Raw genomic sequence first — 16,464 nt, forward strand, 5'->3', positions numbered from 1 at the left:
CGCCGGTTCAGCCGGCGATTCCGCTCAGCTTCGCGTCGGGCGGCAGGACGCGGACGAGCTTGCGGTTCACGAATTCCCGCATGCCGAGCTCGGAGAGCTCACGCCCGTAGCCGGACCGCTTGATGCCGCCGAACGGCAGGTCGGGTTGGGTCGAGGTCGGGTGGTTCACCCAGACCATGCCGGTCTCCACACGCTCCGCCACCCGGCGTCCGCGCTCCACGTCCGCGCAGAACACGGATCCGCCGAGGCCGTACTGGCTGTCGTTGGCGAGGGAGATGGCCTCGTCCTCGTCGGCGACGCGGTAGACGACCGCGGCGGGGCCGAAGAGCTCTTCGGCGTAGGCGCGCATGCCCGGCTTGACGCCGGTGATGATCGTCGGCTCGACGAAGGCGCCCGGACGGTCGATCCGGTGGCCGCCGGTGACCAGCTCCGCGCCCTGCTCGACCGTCTCGCGGATCTGGTCGGCCAGGTCAGCTGCCGCCTGCTCGGAGGAGAGCGGGCCGAGTGTGGTCGCCTCGTCGGCGGGGTCGCCTGGCCGCAGCTCCTCGAACTCGCGGCGCAGCCCCTCGACGAAGTCGTCGTACACGTCATCGAGAACGATGAAGCGCTTCGAGGCCACGCAGCTCTGGCCGGTGTTGGCCATGCGGCCCGCCACCGCCGCGCCGATCGTGCGCTCGAGATTCTCCCGGTCCAGGACGATGAAGACGTCGCTGCCGCCGAGTTCGAGGAGGCTGGGCTTCATGTTCCGGCCGGCCCGTTCGGCGACCTTGGACCCCGCACCCTCGCTGCCGGTCAGCGAGGCGCCGCGGACCACCGGGCTGTCGATGATGCGCGAGATCTCGTCATGGCTCACGAACAGGTTCGTGTAGACGCCCTCGGGCGCCTGCGCGTCCCGGAAAAGCGTCTCCAGGGCGAGTGCGGACTGGGGGCAGATGCCGGCGTGCTTGACCAGCACGGTGTTGCCGAGCAGCAGGTTCGGTCCCGCGAAGCGGACCACCTGGTAGAGCGGGAAGTTCCACGGCATGACGCCGAGGAGGACGCCGAGGGGCTCGTTGACGAGGTATGCCTCCCCCTCCTCGACGTCGAGTGGTTCGGGGGCGGCGAAGTCCGGCCCGTGCTTCGCGTAGTACTTCAGGATCGAGGCGGCGAGGTCCACCTCTCCGCGTGCCTCGGAGATGAGCTTTCCCATCTCCAGCGTGATGAGCTGGGCCAGCTCTTCCTTGCGTTCCTTCATCAGGTCGGCCGCGCGTGCGACCACGGCGGCGCGATCCTCGATCGGCCGTTCACGCCACGCGTCGAACGCCTGCCCCGCGGTTTCGAGTACGGAGTCGACCTTTTGGCCCTCGATTTCCGGGAACTCCTTGAGGGTCTCCCCCGTGTAGGGGCTCACGGTCGCAAATGAACTCTTGCGCTGATCTGACATGGCTCTCCAGAGCGAGGGTTGCGGGTTGCGGGGTTGCGGATTACCGGGCGGGGCGCGGACAGAACGGCGCGTTCCGCTCCTTGTCCGGGGTACCCGACCTCTCGGTACGCAAACCGTCCATACATCCGCAAAGGGTGCGTATGTTCGCCACGGCAGTCACCTGCCCCGTGCGCCTGCCCCGTGCGCCCGGCGGAGTGCCTCACCTCACTCCCGCGTACCCGCACGGACCGCAGGTCCCACGTGAATGCGCAGGTCACCGAACCGATGGGACGGCCAGTCGCGCGCATACCCCGGTGGCTCGTCCTTCGCCGCGGCGACGGCGGCCATCGGCGTATGCCGGGCCGTGCGCAGGAGGTCCGCGTGGGTGGTACTCGCGTTGTGCCCGTACGTCTGGGCCGAGGAGCACCCGGCGTAGAAGGCGATCGGCAGAGCCTCCTGCCCGGTCACCACACACGGCGGCCGCACGCCCAGCCGGTGGAGCTCGGATGCCGTGCGCGCCCATTGCTGGCGGCCGGCGGTCGAGCGGCGCACCGCGTCCTCCAGCACCGCGTACTGCACGGCCAGGTGACCGGCGAGGACGAGCGCCACCGTGGTCACGACCACCGGCCGCCACGCCGGGCGCGAGGTGGTGACCAGGTGTACGAGGGCGTCGGCGACCGGGATGGCGAGCAAGGCGTAGAAGGGGAGCAGAAAGCGCGGTGCCGCGTATCCGATCATGAAGAGGTACGGGATGCTCGCCGTCGCGGCGCAGGCCAGCGGCAGGAGTGTGCCCGCGGTGCGCCGCCCTCTGACGGCGACGGCAAGGCCGAGTGCGGCGAGCAGCGGCAGCGCGAACCACCACGCGATCAGCTCGGGCGCCGGCAGCTCGCCGGTGCACGGGCGGCACAGGGTCTGGCCGCGCAGGCTGCGCAGCTGGTCGAGGACGGCGATGTTCCAGCCGAGGCCGCCCTGGATCCGGGAGGCCTCGGCGAGCCGGGCGCCGAGCCCCCCGAAACTGGCGTACGCCTCGACGATCCAGCCGAGCGCCCCCGCTCCGAGACCGGCGGCCAGCGCCGCGAAGGACAGCGGCCTGCGCCATCGGCGGACGCAGATCAGCAGAGCGGCCATCGGGACGACCACCCAGACGGCGTCGGCGGGGCGCATCCACGCCATCAGCGCCGCGCTCGCGCCGAGGCCCCACAGCGCGGCCCGGTCCCGGCCGTCGGCCTGAACACGCAGGAAGCATCCGACACCCGCCAGGGCGCCGATCGCGACCCAGTAGTTCGGCATGACCTCGGGGCCGTAGAAGACGGTCACCCAGAGCGTCGCGAACAGGGCGCCCGCGAGGGCCAGCACCCGTACGGGGAACAGCCCGCGCCAGACGCGCAGCGCGAGGAAGAGGCCGAGGCCGGACAGCACGGCGAGATAGATCCGCAGGAGTTCGGTGGACGACGACCATGAGGCGATCGGCGCGACCAGCAGGGAGATGCCGCGGGAACGGGGTGCGCTGAAGAACGCCGCGGGAGCGTGGCCGCTGACCTGACTGACGTACACCGCCTCGTCCCAGCCGAGACCCATTCCGGGTCGCACGAGGACCAGTTGGGCCAGCGTGAATGCCGCCGCCACGGCAGCGGGCCAGGCCTGGCTTCCGGTGCGTCGGGGGGTGCGCACGGCCGGCGTCCGGCTGCGACGCTCCGTCGCGACGGGCGGGGCGTTCAAGGTCTTGGCCATCGCGCGCCTTTCCCCCTGCACACAGCAGGGCTCCTCTTCCGGCCTGCGGAGCACAGACCGGAAGTCATATTTCACTACAAACGTGGACAAATTACCCTGCACGACGCGAGAGCGCAGGGCGAAGATCCCGGAGACGGCGGGCGCGCGGTCCGGGAGGCCCTGGCACAGCTGACGGGGCCTCACCCGCGTCGCCCGCTCAGCCTCCGGCCGGGCAGAGACGGCACAGAGGCCAGGGCTGGCCTGAGGCCAGGTCAGGGCTTTACGTCCTGTCACGGTGAAAGCAGCGCTGTAGGTCAGCGACTCCTCGCCCTCCGGGAATCGCAAGCTGCCGCCTCGTTGCGATCTAGGACATGGGCTGACCTATAAGGCTTCTAGCGTGCTCATTAACGGCCTCTGACGGCGGAACAGTTGGCATCGAAAGGCGACGACCATGACTGTGAACGAACCGACCACCCGCGACGACCTGACGCAGAGCACGACGACCAGCACCGTCACCGGAGAGCGTGCCGAATGGCTGGAGACGCTGGCCAAGCACCGGCACTTTCTGCGTTTCACCACGCGCGACCTCACCGACGAGCAGGCCGGCCTGCGCACCACCGCCAGTGAGCTGTGCCTGGGCGGTCTGATCAAGCACGTCACGGAGGTCGAGCAGGCCTGGGCCGACTTCATCCTGAACGGCCCATCGTCGATGCAGGACTTCACGGACATGGATCAGGCCGACTGGGTCCGCCGGACCGACGAGTTCAGGATGCTGCCCGGTGACACGCTGGCGGGCGTGCTCGCCGACTACGCCGAGGTGGCCCGCAGAACCGACGAACTGGTCGCCGATCTACCCGACTTGGGCGTCACGTGGCCGCTTCCGAAGGCGCCATGGTTCGAGTCCGGTGCGCGGTGGTCGGCCCGCCGGGTGCTGATGCACATCGTCACCGAGACCGCCCAGCACTCCGGGCACGCCGACATCATCCGCGAATCCCTGGACGGCGCGAAAAGCATGTCCTGACCCTCGCCACGCTGCGGCAAGCCGCGGTCATTCCCCCCGCAGCGCCGCGACCTCGGCGTCAATGGCCCCGCGCAGCAGGTCGCGCGCATGATCGATCCGCAGGCCGCCGCTGAGCCAGCGCATGCTCAGCCCTTCGAGTTGGGCGGTGAGCCGCTCGCCCGCGGCGGCCAGCGCGGGGGCCGGTGCCGTCGGCTGCACCTGCCCCAGGAGAGCCGCGACCTCCTGGACCCACACCAGAGTCGCCCTGGCGAGGTCGTCTCGCAGATCCGCGTCGAAGACGGCGCTGGCCCGCAGCTCACCCCATGCCGTGCTGTTCTCCCTGACCATCGGGGTGTCCTGCAGTTCCAGGAGCAGAGTCTCTTCGAGTTCCGCACGCGGATCGAGCGGTTCCGCCCGCGCCACATGACCGGCCGTGTAGCGCTCGGCGCGGTCGCTGATGAACTCAAGGGTCTGGCGCAGGATCCCGGTGCGGTCCTTGAAGTGGTAGTAGATCAACCCCGTCGAGACACCCGCCTCCGCGGCGAGCTCTTCGACACGCAGGCCGCGGACGCCGCGACGGGCGATGAGCCGCGCGGCCGCTTCGAGGATCTGAGTAGTGCGAGGCGCCATGATCCCGAACCCTACCGGGCGAATCCCGGGTGAATCTCGTCGGTTCGCGACCGCTGCATACTGACTTACTTTTCAGTGGCGGGGATGGGCCTGAGAGCGTGCCCACATACCTCCGCTGAGCTGCCTGTTTTGGCATTCCCACCGCACATCCGACAAAACGGGAAGGCCTGCAGGAGGCCCGTAAGCAAGCCCTACCTTTGACTAGATTTTCAGTCCGTGTCAGAGTCGAGTTCTCCTCACGCTGATCGGAGCCCGCCGTGTCCCCCCTCCTGCCCCCTCTCCCCTCCCGGCGCTCGGCTCTGCGCACCTTCGCCGGCATCGGCTCCGTGGCCCTCTCAGCCGCGGCGTCGGCGTGCGGCCCCGGCGACGAGCCGACGGGCGAGGCCGCGCACGAGGCTGCGGGCGAGGCGGCCAAGGGGCTGCGCATGGGTGCCGAGTGGGAGAGCCACGCGCGCACCTTCATGTCGTGGCCGGCGCTGGCATCGGTGTGGGAAGGAGACCTCCCCTACGTACGCGAGGACATCGCGCGCCTCGCTCGCACGATCGCGGAGTACGAATACGTCGTCATGCTCGCCAGGCCCGACCAGCAGGCCGCCGCCCAGAAGGCCTGCGGCCGTGACGTCGAGGTCATCCCGCTGGCCGTCGACGACCTGTGGGCGCGCGACACCGTGCCGGTCTTCGTGGAGCAGGACGGCGATCTCGTTGGCGTCGACTTCAATTTCAACGGGTGGGGCGAGAAGCAGGAACACACGCATGACGCCCGGGTGGGCCGCACCCTCCTGCCGAGGTACGACATCCCCCGCAGGAAGGCTCCCCTGGTCGCCGAGGGCGGCTCTTTCGAGACGGACGGCGAGGGCACCCTACTCATCACCGAGAGCTCGATCGTCAACGACAACCGCAACCGGGGCAGCAGCCGGGATCAGATCGAGGCCGAGCTCCAGCGGACGTTGGGCATCGAGAAGGTGATCTGGTTCGCGGGCGTGCGGGGCGAGGACATCACCGACGCGCACGTGGACAGCCTCGTTCGCTTCACCGCGCCCGGTGTGGTGCTCCTCGACCGGGCCTTCCCCGGCACGCCGACGGACTCCTGGTCGCGCGCGGCCGACCAGGCGAAAGCGGTGCTCAGCAAGGCGAAGGACGCCAAGGGCCGCTCCTTCGAGGTCGTCGATCTGGCACAGCCCGACCCGGACAGGATCACCGGGAGCGGGGGCGGGGGCGGGAGCGACGACTTCGTGTCCGCCTACGTCAATTTCTACGTCGCCAACGACTCGGTGTTCATGCCCCGGTTCGGGGACCGGAAGGCCGACGACCGAGCCCGGAGCATCCTGCGGGAGCACTTCCCCGAGCGCGACGTCGTGCCGGTCCGGATCGACACCATCGCCTCCGGTGGCGGCGGCATCCACTGCGCGACGCACGACGAGCCCGGCAGGCCGGTCGGCTGAGTCGGTCCCGACCGGTGAGTCGGGGTCACGGACCGGGACCGCGTCCAGCTGTGCTGGACGCGGTCTAGACTCGCCGGATGGCCGGCGATCTCCTCCGTCTCACCGTTCTGGGTTCCGCGACGCCCTATGCGAGCGTGGACAATCCGTGCTCGGGATATCTGGTGTCCCATGGCGGCACCCGCCTGTGGGTGGACGCGGGCAGCGGGACGCTCGCACAGCTGCAACGGCACGCGCGCCTGGACGAGTTGGACGCGATCTGGATCTCCCATCTGCACGCCGACCACAGCGCGGATTTGCTGACCGCTTACTACGGGGCTCTCTACGCCGACGTGCGGCTCGCTGCGCCGATCCTCCTGTACGGACCGCCGGGCATCGCCGACCGGCTGGCGCACTTCCTCACCAACGGCGCGGTCCGCAGCCCGCTCGAATCGGCCTTCGACGTGCGGGAACTGCACGACGGGCACCGGGCGCGCGTCGGCCGGCTCACACTGACCAGCCGGGTCGTGGCGCACGGCATCCCGGCTTTCGCCCTGCGCGTCGCGGCCGGGGACCGTTCACTGGTCTACTCCGGGGACACGGCGCCGTGCGCCAACCTCACCGGTCTGGCCGAGGATTGCGACGTACTGCTGTGCGAGGCCGACAGCGCACAGCAGCCCGCGGACGGCGATCAGGTCCATCACACGCCCGAGGACGCCGGGGACACGGCCGCCGCGGCCCGCGCGGGACGGTTGATCGTCACGCATGTGGGCCGCTCCCTCACCCCGGAACAGGCTGTGGCCCGCGCCGCGACCCGGTTCGACGGACCTGTGGTCCATGCCGCCCCCGGAGCTGTCTTCTCCGTCGGTTGAGCCGCGGACCGCGGCCGGTGACCTCCCCGGCCGCGGCCCTGTCAGCTCTCCGGTCACGGCCGCCGGCCCGCTCCCCGGCCGATGCACAACAGGCCGTACGTCAGGGCGCGCACCCGGAGAGTGACAATCCGCGCGGACTTCAATTGCCGCCCGCTCCGATCTCCGCGCCGACCGCCGCCAGTGCGGTCGTCACGGGCTGGAAGAAGGTCTCGCCGCCCGCGGCGCAGTCGCCGCTGCCACCCGAGGTGAGGCCGATCGCGCTCCCGTCCGCGGTGAACAGCGAGCCCCCGCTGTCTCCCGGCTCGGCACACACATCGGTCTGGATGAGCCCGGTGACGGTGCCCTCCGCGTAGTTCACCGTGGCGTTGAGTCCGGTGACGGTGCCCTCGTTGAGCCCGGTGGTGCTGCCCATGCGGGACACCTCGAGCCCGACGGCGGCTTCGGCGGCCTGCGTGATCTCCACGGTCTGGCCGTCGCCGGTGTCGACCGCGCTCGGGGCCTCGGTGGCCGGGTCGTCGTACGTGACGAGGGCGAAGTCACCCTCCCCCGGGAAGGTGGCGGCCTGGACGGTACCGATGGCCGCGCCGTCCTGGGCGTCCGACCAGCTCTCGGCGGCCACCCCGCAGTGTCCGGCGGTGAGGAAGCCGGGGCTGCCGTCATCGGTCGTCACGTTGAAGCCGAGCGAGCAGCGTGCGCCGCCGCCGAAGATGGCGTCACCGCCCGAGGCGAAGGGCTTGAACTCGCCCGCGGACTTCTGGATGCGGGCCATGCCCGTGCCGAGTGAGTCGACGGTCGCCTCCAGTTTGTCCCAGCGTTCGCCGGTGACCGTGCGGTCGGCCGTGACCACGATCTGGTTGGTCCTGGGGTCGGTGGCCCACGCGGTTCCGGCGATGGTGGCCCGGGAGGCCAGCGTCTTCGCCGCGGTGCCCAGTTCACCCGTGCTGTTGTCGACGCTGCGCGCCACCGCTCCGGCCTTGCGCACCTGGACGTTCACCGCGTTGTCGTCGCCCACGACGTTGACGACGAGCTGCTGCTTGGCCTCGTCGTAGTAGGCCCCGCCGTAGGCGTCGCCGAGCTGCGAGGCCATCGGCTCGAGAAGCTCCGCCGCCGAGGCCGCGCTGAGCTTTTTGGCGGCGGGCCCTTCGGCGGCCTCCGTCCCGGACTGCGAGGCGTTGGCCTGCTGCAGCAGGACGGCTGTGGCGACCATGCCCATGGCCGCGGCCCCTGCCAGCACGGCCTTTCGCTTGGGTATTCGCTTGTGCCTCAACTCGTCGCCTCCTGTGGGGGATGCCGGTCTCGATCACCGGCCGAAGCCGGGGACATGTCCGTCCCTGGATACGGGTGAGGCGAGAGTTGTGTTCATCCATAGGGCTGAGAAAGGATTTTGATGGGTAATCAGTTAAAGCGCCCCCGGCCGGGAGCCGGGGGCGACCAATAGCGGAACGACCGATTCGGCGGACGGGCACAGAAGGCCGTGGCGGGCCTTGCCTCGCGGCTCCCGCCGCTACCCGAAAGCAGCGGGAGGCGCGTCTCCTTGTCGGGCCGCGATCGCCGATCCTCCGGGTCGGGCCGCGATCGCCGATTCTCCGGCCGACAGCAGTCGCCGTGCCAGTTCGCGGCACCGCTCGCCGAGTTCCGGAGGGTCCAGGACCTCGAAGTCGTGCCCCAGCAGGAGCATGTGCATCAGCACGGCGTCGAGACGTTCGGCGCCGCTGAGCACCTCGCACCGTTCGCTCCCGCGCTGCCGTACGACGGCCGCCGCTGCCGGGATCTGCGCGCGCACCGTGTCGGCAGGCGCGTGCACGAGGAAGCGCGCCTGGTGCGGGTAGACCCGGCTCGCCACGCCCTCCTGTACGTACGCGGCCGCGTCGGGCGCGTCGCGTGGGGTGAAACGCCAGGTCCGTGCGGAGGCGTCGGTCATCCGGTCGACGCGGAAGGTGCGCCAGTCGTCGCGATCGAGGTCGTAGGCGAATAGGTACCAGCGCCGGTCGGACGCGACCAGGCGGTAGGGCTCGACCCGCCGCCGTCGCGTCTCGCCCCGCGTCTCATAGCCGAAACCGGCCTCGACCTCGTCGCGGCAGGCTCTGGCCAGCGTCATGAGGACCTCGGGGTCGACGGGCGTGCGCCCGCCGCCGAAGGCTTCCACCGAGCCCGTGAGCGCGCGCACCTCGTGCCGGAGCCTCGCGGGCAGCACCTGGTCGAGTTTGGTCAGCGCCCGCAGTGCGGCATCTCCGGCGCCTGCGACCGCGCCTCCCGCCCCGGCAAGCAGCGAGACGGCGGTGGCGATCGCCTCCCGGTCGTCGAGCAGCAGCGGCGGCAGTTCCTGCCCGGGGCCCAGTCGGTAGCCGCCGCCGACGCCCTGCCCGGCGTGCACCGGGTATCCGAGCGTGCGCAGCCGCTCGACGTCGCGCCGCACGGTGCGCGACGTGACCCCGAGCCGATCGGCCAGCTCGGGGCCGGTCCAGACCCTGCGCCGCTGCAACAGCCCGAGCAGGGTGAGCACCCGTTCCGTCGTGCCGAGGTCGTCACCGCTCGTCCCGTCCATGACGGCAACTCTCCCAGAGATAGCGGACCGATTCTGTCCGCCCTGGATGTCAGGGTGGTTCCAAGAACCCGCACACGCATTCCACCGTGAACGGAGCAACCCGATGAGCCGCCACCTGCAGATCACCTTCGACGCCCACGACCCGCGGGCCCTCTCCTCCTTCTGGCGCGACGCGCTGGATTACGTCCACCCGGGCCCGCCCGGTGTCGACCTGCCCGAGGGCGCCGACGCGCTGGCGGCCTGGGACGACTTCCTCGCGCGCATCGGCGTACCGGAGGATCAGCGCAACACGCGATCGGCCATCGAGGACCCGGCGGGCCACGGCCCCCGCGTCTTCTTCCAGCAGGTGCCGGAGGACAAGGCCGCCAAGAACCGTGTCCACCTCGACGTCCGCGCGGCTCCCGGCTTGCAGGGAGAGGAGCGGATGGCGGCGCTGGAGGCCGAGTGCGACCGCCTCGTCGCGCTGGGAGCCAAGCGGGTGCGCCGCGAGGAGCCCGCGCCCCCGATGAGCGCGGGGCACATCACGATGGCCGACCCGGAGGGCAACGAGTTCTGCCTGGACTGAGTTCGCCGGGCCGTCACGGTGCGTGATGGCTGGACGGGCGGGGTCTGTCCCGGCCGCCTACGTTGAATGCAGGAGCCCCTATCACCGGCGAAGCCGGTGGGCGCTGTACCGACAAAGGAGTGGTCATGGCTGACAAGGGCGGCATGGACAAGATGAAGGGCAAGGCCAAGGAAATGGGCGGCAAGGTCATGGGCGACCGTGACAAGCAGGCCGAGGGCAAGGCCGACCAGGCCAAGGGCGAGGTCAAGAAGGCCATGGGCGGTGCGCGCGACCGCGCGCAGGACGCGCAGGAGTCCCTGAAGCGCCGCCACACCTGACCGTCTCCGCCGAAGCCCCCGCTCCCGGTGAGCGGGGGCTTCCGGCGTTCCCGCCGGGCCGGGCTCCGGCAGCCGTTCCGGGGCATCCGCGCAGAGGCCGCACGGGGCAGCACGGGGCCACACGAGGCCGCACGAGGCCGCGCAGGACGCAGGGGCAGTGGGCCGCCCCGATGAATCCGGCCGGTCGTCACAGCGTGTCGGACCCGCACGTCGCGCTCCCCCGCGGGGCGTACGGCATCGTCGGCAGGACCCGCACCCGCGCTGATCACCACCACGGTGCGGCGGAGCTCGGACACCGGCGGCCCCGCGAAGGAGAGCAGATGTGGTGCGCGGAGTGAGAACAGGGGCGCTCGCGGCGGCGCTGCTCGCCGCGCTGAGCGGCTGCGGCAGCGTCCAGGAGCGCGAGGACGCCGCCGCCGATACGGTGTTGCGCTTCCAGGAGAACCTGCGCGGCCCCGACACCACGCGCGGATGTGCGCAACTGGCCCCCGGCACCCGCGACGAACTGGAGCAGACCGCGGAGTTGCCCTGCCCGCGCGCCCTGAGCGACGCGGGCCTGCCCACGGCGGTCGACGTACGCGCCGTCGATGTGTACGGACGCCAGGCCCGCGTCGTGACAACCCGCGACACGCTCTTCCTGTCGTCCTTCCCCGGCGGGTGGAAGATCACCGCGGCAGGCTGCACCGAGCGCCCGGAAATGCCGTATCAGTGTCTGGTGAAGGGCGGTTGACGGGTGCGGACGCTGTTCACGCTGTATCTGCTGATGGTGACCGGAGGCCTCGCCTACTGCATCACGCTGGGGCTGATGCAGCGATGAAACCGATCTGGCGCTTTCTGCGCGGCAACGGACTGACGCTGGCCTTCGGCACAGGATTCGTCCTGGCCCTGGCCGGGCAGGCGATCGCCGGGCACGCCGAGTTCAACAACCACCTCATCGCCGAGCAACTCCATCCGGTGAGCTTCGGCGGCTATCTCCTCACCTCCGACTTCGCCGTGGACGTGACGGAGAACTGGCAGTCCGAGTATCTGCAGTTCTTCCTCTACATCTTCGGCACGGTCTGGCTGCTCCAGAAAGGGTCGCCCGAGTCCAAGGAGCTCGACAAGGCGGGCCTGGAGACGGACGAGGAGCAGAAGCTCGGGCGGTACGCGAAGCACGACTCACCGCGCTGGGCGTCGGCGGGCGGTGTGCGCCAGGCCTGGTACTCCCGGTCCCTGGGCATTCTCATGTGCACTCTCTTCGTGCTCTCCTGGCTGGCGCAGTCCGTCACCGGCGTGGCCGCCTACAACGAGGAGCACTTGCGGGAACTCCAGGCTCCGATCAGCTGGTTGCAGTATCTGGGCGCCGCGGACTTCTGGAACCGCACCCTGCAGAACTGGCAGTCCGAACTGCTCGCCGTCGGGTCGATGGCCATCTTCTCCGTCTACCTGCGCCAACGCGGCTCACCGGAGTCGAAGCCGGTTGGCTCGGCCCACTCTTCGACCGGGGTCGAGGGCGGCTGAGGCCCGCGGCGGCGGGCGCCGGGCCGTGCGCCACGGGCCGCCTCACGGCGCATCAGGCGCGTACGGCACGATGGCCGCCTCGCCCGCCGCCTCCCGCAGGACGTCCCTGAGCATCTCCGGAGTCAGCCGGCCCGTGAACGTGTTGCGCTGGCTGACGTGAAAGCAGCCGTACAGGGTGACAGGACCGGGACCGGGACCGGGGGCGGAGTTCGCGGGCACGACGGCTCCCGCGGAGCCGCCGGTCGCCTGTGTCTCCGCGCGCTCCAGCGTCACCCGCGCGCCGTGCGCGAACTTGGGCCGCGGTTTCGGCACCCGCCATCCAGCCGCCTCGAAGGCCGGCAGCGCCGCCTGCCATCCGAACGCCCCCAGGATCACCGCCGACCGGAGCCGCGGCCCCAGCAGCTCCATCTCCCGTACGAGCCAGGGCCTGCACATGTCGCGCTCACCCGGCGTCGGCTTGTTCTCGGGCGGTGCGCAGTGCACCGGCGACGTCACCCGCACCCCGCGCAGCGTCAGTCCGTCGTCCGCGGACACCGCGAGCGGGCTCGACGCCAGGCCCACGTCGTACATCGCCCTGTACAGGACCTCGCCGGAGCGGTCGCCCGTGAACATCCGGCCCGTCCTGTTGCCTCCGTGCGCCGCGGGGGCGAGCCCGATGACGAGCATCGAGGCATCCGCGGGACCGAACCCGGGCACCGGCCGCGCCCAGTACGTCCAGTCCATGAAGGCGGCCCGTTTGACGCGCCCGACCTCTTCCCGCCAGGCGACAAGGCGCGGGCACGCGGCACATTCCGACACACGCGCGTCCAGCTCGGTCAGCGGATCCACGCGGGCCGCCCCGGGGCGTTTCCCCATCTGCTCGTCCGTCCTCACAACTCCCGCTCGTCCGCCTTCAGAACAGGTCGTCGTCCGTGGAACGGGCGAGCCGTGCCCGCATGTTCCTTTTCATCATCTGCAGCGCGGCCTCGGCCAGGTCACCGTGGATGCTCGCGCAGGCGTCCTCGGCCACCACGACTTGCAGGTGCCTGATGTGCGCGTCGAGCGCCGAGTAGAGGATGCACTGCTCGGTCACCTGGCCGCAGAGAACCACGGATTCGATGCCGCGCTGGCGGAGCAGGTACTCCAGCGGGGTGTCGTAGAAGATCGAATGCCGGGCCTTCACCACGAAGAGCGAGTCGCCCCCGGGCCGGATCGGGGCGACCAGGTCGGCGTGCGGGCCGCTCAGGACCTTGTCCAGGAGCTCGTCGTGGTGTGAGCGCCACAGGCCGAAGTTGTCGTTGACGTAGATCACCGCGATGTCCTCGGCCCGTGCCCGCTCGATCACTCTGCGGACGTTCGGCAGCACCTCCCTGACCGACTCGCGGAGCACCTCCGCGTCCGGGTGGTCGTACGTATTGATCATGTCTACGACGATGAGCGCCTTCTCAGCCATACTCCGAGTTCATCATGTCCCCCACGCGTGCCACGGGTGCCCCGCCCGTGGGCGGGGTCACGGCGGGATGCTCACTCGTCGACGGCCGAACCGAAGGCCGCGTCCGTCGCCGGGGCACCGAGCGCCGCCCCGCCGTACGACCAGGAGCCGTCCGCCACCAGGCCCTTCGTGCTCGCGGGCAGCACCCAGACCGCTCCGTCGTGCGTGTTCTCGCCCGGTGCCGCGGCGATCAGCTCGGAGCGGCCGTCGGCGTCGGTGTCGGCAAGGCGGAGCTGGCCGCCCCACACGTCGCCCTCCTCCACCACGCCGGGAACGTGGGAGGTGTTCTGGTCGAAGGACTGCGCGCCTGTGCCGGTCAGGCCTTCGGCCGAGCCACGCAGCAGCCAGACGGCGCCCGCGTCCCGGACCGTGCCCACGTCCTCGCCGGCCGCGCCGACCGCCACGTCCGCGTAACCGTCTCCGTCGACGTCGTCCACGGAAAGCTCCCCGCCCCAGGCGTCGCCGTCCTCGGCCGCGCCCGGAACGCCCGCGGAGTCCTGCGTCCACCACTGCGGCGCGTTGTCGGGCTCCTGGCCCACGGGGCCCTCTTCACCGCCGTAGTAGACGCCCGCCAAGCCGCCGTTCGCCCCCTGCGGCTGCTCGGCGGACGTGCTGGTCTGGCCGACCACCAGGTCGTCGTACCCGTCGTTGTTGATGTCGCCGGACGCGGTGCCGAGGCCGCCGTTCAGGTCCCGCTGGTGCGAGACGCCGCTCTCGCCGCCCGCGTATACGGACGACCAGCCCTGCTGGTAGCCGTCGTCGGGGCTGTAGCCGGAGATGACCAGGTCCGCGTAGCCGTCGCTGTCGTAGTCCCCGGTGGTCAGGTAGCCGGGCTGGATGGCGGTGCCCGCGGGGTGCTCCGTGGTGTCCACCGAGTCGGTGTGGCCGAGCTCGCCTCCGGCGTAGGTGAACAGCTGGGCGCCGTTGCGGTCGAGGACGGCCAGCACGTCGGCCGTGGTGTCGCCGGTGAAGCGGGCCGCGGTGACGGACAGGCCGAAGCGCGCGCCCTCCTGCGGGGCGGTCGCGGCGCGGTTCAGGGCACGGTCGGCGCGCAGTCCGGTCTTCGAGCCGAACAGGACGGTCACCCGGCCGGAGTTCTCCGCCTCTCCCACGTCCTCGCCGGGCGCGCCGATGACCGCGTCGTCGTAGCCGTCGCCGTCGAGGTCGCCCGTGGCCACGGACGAACCGAAGGTGTCGTACGCCTCCGAGCTGCCCGGCACGCCCGCGGTGGACTGGCTGAACACGGATGTACGCGCTTCGGGCACGCTGTTGTCGACGCCGATGCCGCCGGCCGCGCCGTACTGGACCGTGACGTATCCGGCGCCCTTCTTGCCGCCGACGGTGCCGTCCGGAGCGCCGATGAGGACATCGTCGTAGCCGTCGCCGTCGAAGTCGGAGTTGCGGTCGGCGGCGCTCGTGCCGCCCGGTACGCCTGCCAGGGCCGCGGGGGCCGCGGCGATGCCGACGCCCGACAGGAGCAGGAAGGACGCGGCCGCCACGGCGGCGGACGTCTTGGTGCGGCGGGTACGGACGGTCGTGCGGTGCGGGCGGGCCGTGCCGGAACCGGCGCCTGCCCCGGTGTCTGTGCCGGTGCCTGTTTCGATGGACGTGCTGGTCATGTCCTGCTCCCCCGTGGGTCTGATGACGTCTGAGCGGAAAGATCCGGGCATGTCGCGTGATTGCTCGACAAGTGCCCGTTCCTCACTGACGCCCAGTTCGACCCGGGAAGCCGTACGGGAGTTGTGGTGCGCGCCGTGGGTGTGACACAGCGGTGACATCAGTTGCACGACGCGGACCTCGCGCGAGGGGGCGCGCGAACACGTACTGCTGCCCTCAGGCGGCGAACGCTTCGATGGTGAGGCGGAGTTTCAGGCGGCGGCCGGTCATGCCTTTCGCCGTCGTCACGCCGAACGCGTACCGGTCGACGGTGGCCGTTCCCTCAGCCGTCAGCCGCCGGCCGTCCGACGCGACCGCTCCGACGGTGACGGCGACGGGCCGCGTGACGCCCCGCACCGTCAACTCCCCGCGCAACTCCGCCGTCCCCGTCGCGGATTCAGCGACCCGGCTGCTGCGGAACCCGATCTCGGGGTGCCCGGCCGCGTCGAGATAGTCGGCGGACACGACATGCCGGTCGCGGCGCTTCAGACCCGAGTCGAACGTGTCCGCCCGGATCGTCACGTCCACCGCGGAGTCCTCGACAACATCGGTCACGGTGATCACCCCCCGGACGATGTCGAAGGTGCCCCGCACCGGGAGCAGTCCGAACACCGTGCGCGTCCGGAACCGCACCGTCGAGGTCATCGGGTCGATCTCGTACGTGCCGCTCTCCGGCACGTTCTGCTCTGTCCGCGTCGGCAGGACCATGGCGTCCACGCCTCCCTCTTCCACCGTCCGCGGCGGCTCGTCCGCCGTCGCGGTCACTGAACTCATCGTGCTAGCGGGGCACGGGCGGCGGGCAGATCCGGATGTCGTCGATCCGCCGGTACAAATGTCACCCGCCTCGGCGGCGGTGGAAGGGGAGGAGCCTGCTCAGTGGCTGCCGGTGAGTTCGCCGCTGAGCTTCTCGTGGATGCGGGCGCTCGGGCCGTTCAGGCCGATGATCTCGACCGTCTTGCCGCGCTGGGCGTACTTGGCCGCGATCGCGTCCAGAGCGGCGACGGAGGAGGCGTCCCAGACGTGGGCGCCCGTCAGATCGATGACGATCTTGTCGGGGTCACCGGCGTAGTCGAACCGGCCGACGAGTTCGTTGGCGGAGGCGAAGAACAGCGCGCCGGTGACGGAATAGGTGACGTTGCCGTCGTGATGGCCGGGGACGGCGGTGACCTCGGCGTGGTGGGCGACGCGCTTGGCGAAGACGGCCATCGCCGTGAGCGATCCCGCGACCACGCCGACGGCGAGGTTGTGCGTGGCGACCACGCACACCACGGTGACGACCATGACCGTGATCTCGCCGGCGGGCATCCGCTTGAGCGTCTTGGGTGCGATGGAGTGCCAGTCGAAGGTCGCGAAGCAGACCATCACCATCACGGCGACC

At 70.7% G+C, this 16,464-nt stretch carries 17 protein-coding genes; 7 read left to right on the forward strand and 10 right to left on the reverse strand.

What is annotated here, in order from left to right; translation table 11 throughout:
* Positions 1-7 precede the first annotated feature (7 nt).
* Both IE226_RS06620 and IE226_RS06625 read right to left on the reverse strand, forming a co-directional pair.
* On the reverse strand, positions 8-1,423 hold the full coding sequence (locus IE226_RS06620) for an NAD-dependent succinate-semialdehyde dehydrogenase (protein WP_190080049.1): 1,416 nt from the start codon (positions 1,421-1,423) through the stop codon (positions 8-10).
* A gap of 204 nt (positions 1,424-1,627) precedes the next feature.
* Positions 1,628-3,133, reverse strand: coding sequence for a hypothetical protein (locus IE226_RS06625; RefSeq protein WP_229870554.1), 1,506 nt, complete (start codon positions 3,131-3,133; stop codon positions 1,628-1,630).
* Between the two features lie 430 nt (positions 3,134-3,563).
* On the opposite strand from IE226_RS06625, the gene IE226_RS06630 reads away from it, so the two are divergent.
* On the forward strand, positions 3,564-4,133 hold the full coding sequence (locus tag IE226_RS06630; RefSeq protein WP_190080050.1) for a DinB family protein: 570 nt from the start codon (positions 3,564-3,566) through the stop codon (positions 4,131-4,133).
* 27 nt (positions 4,134-4,160) lie between these two features.
* On the opposite strand, the gene IE226_RS06635 is transcribed toward IE226_RS06630, so the two are convergent.
* Positions 4,161-4,742 carry a TetR/AcrR family transcriptional regulator gene (locus tag IE226_RS06635; protein WP_190080051.1) on the reverse strand — a complete coding sequence of 194 codons (582 nt, stop codon included), beginning with the start codon at positions 4,740-4,742 and terminating at the stop codon, positions 4,161-4,163.
* Between the two features lie 257 nt (positions 4,743-4,999).
* On the opposite strand from IE226_RS06635, the gene IE226_RS06640 reads away from it, so the two are divergent.
* Both IE226_RS06640 and IE226_RS06645 read left to right on the forward strand, forming a co-directional pair.
* Positions 5,000-6,184 carry an agmatine deiminase family protein gene (locus IE226_RS06640; protein WP_229870555.1) on the forward strand — a complete coding sequence of 395 codons (1,185 nt, stop codon included), beginning with the start codon at positions 5,000-5,002 and terminating at the stop codon, positions 6,182-6,184.
* A 77-nt stretch (positions 6,185-6,261) separates the two neighbouring features.
* A complete protein-coding gene (locus tag IE226_RS06645) occupies positions 6,262-7,032 on the forward strand; it encodes an MBL fold metallo-hydrolase (protein WP_190080052.1) in 771 nt (256 codons plus the stop codon).
* Positions 7,033-7,171: 139 nt separating this feature from the next.
* On the opposite strand, the gene IE226_RS06650 is transcribed toward IE226_RS06645, so the two are convergent.
* Both IE226_RS06650 and IE226_RS06655 read right to left on the reverse strand, forming a co-directional pair.
* Positions 7,172-8,299 (reverse strand): S1 family peptidase, encoded by a 1,128-nt coding sequence (locus IE226_RS06650; RefSeq protein ID WP_229870557.1) that lies wholly within the window; start codon positions 8,297-8,299, stop codon positions 7,172-7,174.
* A 237-nt stretch (positions 8,300-8,536) separates the two neighbouring features.
* A complete protein-coding gene (locus IE226_RS06655; protein ID WP_190080053.1) occupies positions 8,537-9,577 on the reverse strand; it encodes a helix-turn-helix transcriptional regulator in 1,041 nt (346 codons plus the stop codon).
* Between the two features lie 103 nt (positions 9,578-9,680).
* On the opposite strand from IE226_RS06655, the gene IE226_RS06660 reads away from it, so the two are divergent.
* The 4 genes from IE226_RS06660 (at position 9,681) to IE226_RS06675 (ending at position 11,959) form a co-directional block, all read left to right on the forward strand.
* Entirely contained in the window at positions 9,681-10,142 is a 462-nt protein-coding gene (locus IE226_RS06660; RefSeq protein ID WP_190080054.1) for a VOC family protein, read from the forward strand.
* A gap of 125 nt (positions 10,143-10,267) precedes the next feature.
* The gene (locus IE226_RS06665; RefSeq protein WP_190080055.1) at positions 10,268-10,459 is read left to right on the forward strand and encodes a CsbD family protein; all 192 of its coding nucleotides are present in this window, start codon (positions 10,268-10,270) and stop codon (positions 10,457-10,459) included.
* Between the two features lie 325 nt (positions 10,460-10,784).
* On the forward strand, positions 10,785-11,189 hold the full coding sequence (locus IE226_RS06670; protein ID WP_229870558.1) for a hypothetical protein: 405 nt from the start codon (positions 10,785-10,787) through the stop codon (positions 11,187-11,189).
* A gap of 83 nt (positions 11,190-11,272) precedes the next feature.
* Positions 11,273-11,959 carry a DUF6766 family protein gene (locus IE226_RS06675; RefSeq protein WP_190080056.1) on the forward strand — a complete coding sequence of 229 codons (687 nt, stop codon included), beginning with the start codon at positions 11,273-11,275 and terminating at the stop codon, positions 11,957-11,959.
* Between the two features lie 42 nt (positions 11,960-12,001).
* Here IE226_RS06675 and IE226_RS06680 read toward each other — a convergent pair whose 3' ends face one another.
* From IE226_RS06680 to IE226_RS06700, 5 genes are all read right to left on the reverse strand, one after another.
* A complete protein-coding gene (locus tag IE226_RS06680; protein ID WP_190080113.1) occupies positions 12,002-12,787 on the reverse strand; it encodes a uracil-DNA glycosylase in 786 nt (261 codons plus the stop codon).
* A gap of 64 nt (positions 12,788-12,851) precedes the next feature.
* On the reverse strand, positions 12,852-13,391 hold the full coding sequence (locus IE226_RS06685) for a cysteine hydrolase family protein (protein WP_190080057.1): 540 nt from the start codon (positions 13,389-13,391) through the stop codon (positions 12,852-12,854).
* Between the two features lie 71 nt (positions 13,392-13,462).
* A complete protein-coding gene (locus IE226_RS06690) occupies positions 13,463-15,049 on the reverse strand; it encodes an FG-GAP repeat protein (protein WP_190080058.1) in 1,587 nt (528 codons plus the stop codon).
* 214 nt (positions 15,050-15,263) lie between these two features.
* The gene (locus IE226_RS06695) at positions 15,264-15,860 is read right to left on the reverse strand and encodes a YceI family protein (protein ID WP_229870560.1); all 597 of its coding nucleotides are present in this window, start codon (positions 15,858-15,860) and stop codon (positions 15,264-15,266) included.
* Positions 15,861-15,959: 99 nt separating this feature from the next.
* The coding region (locus IE226_RS06700) for an STAS domain-containing protein (protein ID WP_190080059.1) at positions 15,960-16,464 on the reverse strand (505 nt) is incomplete at its 5' end.

The sequence above is a fragment of the Streptomyces longisporoflavus genome (assembly GCF_014649775.1).
GTDB lineage: Bacteria > Actinomycetota > Actinomycetes > Streptomycetales > Streptomycetaceae > Streptomyces > Streptomyces longisporoflavus.

Bases quoted from the DNA above. Each gene is read 5' to 3' on its own strand.
- IE226_RS06660 (WP_190080054.1), top strand. From the start codon at position 9,681: ATGAGCCGCCACCTGCAGATCACCTTCGACGCCCACGACCCGCGGGCC.
- IE226_RS06655 (WP_190080053.1), bottom strand. From the start codon at position 9,577: ATGGACGGGACGAGCGGTGACGACCTCGGCACGACGGAACGGGTGCTC.
- IE226_RS06635 (WP_190080051.1), bottom strand. From the start codon at position 4,742: ATGGCGCCTCGCACTACTCAGATCCTCGAAGCGGCCGCGCGGCTCATC.
- IE226_RS06665 (WP_190080055.1), top strand. From the start codon at position 10,268: ATGGCTGACAAGGGCGGCATGGACAAGATGAAGGGCAAGGCCAAGGAA.
- IE226_RS06690 (WP_190080058.1), bottom strand. From the start codon at position 15,049: ATGACCAGCACGTCCATCGAAACAGGCACCGGCACAGACACCGGGGCA.
- IE226_RS06685 (WP_190080057.1), bottom strand. From the start codon at position 13,391: ATGGCTGAGAAGGCGCTCATCGTCGTAGACATGATCAATACGTACGAC.
- IE226_RS06630 (WP_190080050.1), top strand. From the start codon at position 3,564: ATGACTGTGAACGAACCGACCACCCGCGACGACCTGACGCAGAGCACG.
- IE226_RS06625 (WP_229870554.1), bottom strand. From the start codon at position 3,133: ATGGCCAAGACCTTGAACGCCCCGCCCGTCGCGACGGAGCGTCGCAGC.
- IE226_RS06645 (WP_190080052.1), top strand. From the start codon at position 6,262: ATGGCCGGCGATCTCCTCCGTCTCACCGTTCTGGGTTCCGCGACGCCC.
- IE226_RS06620 (WP_190080049.1), bottom strand. From the start codon at position 1,423: ATGTCAGATCAGCGCAAGAGTTCATTTGCGACCGTGAGCCCCTACACG.
- IE226_RS06675 (WP_190080056.1), top strand. From the start codon at position 11,273: ATGAAACCGATCTGGCGCTTTCTGCGCGGCAACGGACTGACGCTGGCC.
- IE226_RS06695 (WP_229870560.1), bottom strand. From the start codon at position 15,860: ATGAGTTCAGTGACCGCGACGGCGGACGAGCCGCCGCGGACGGTGGAA.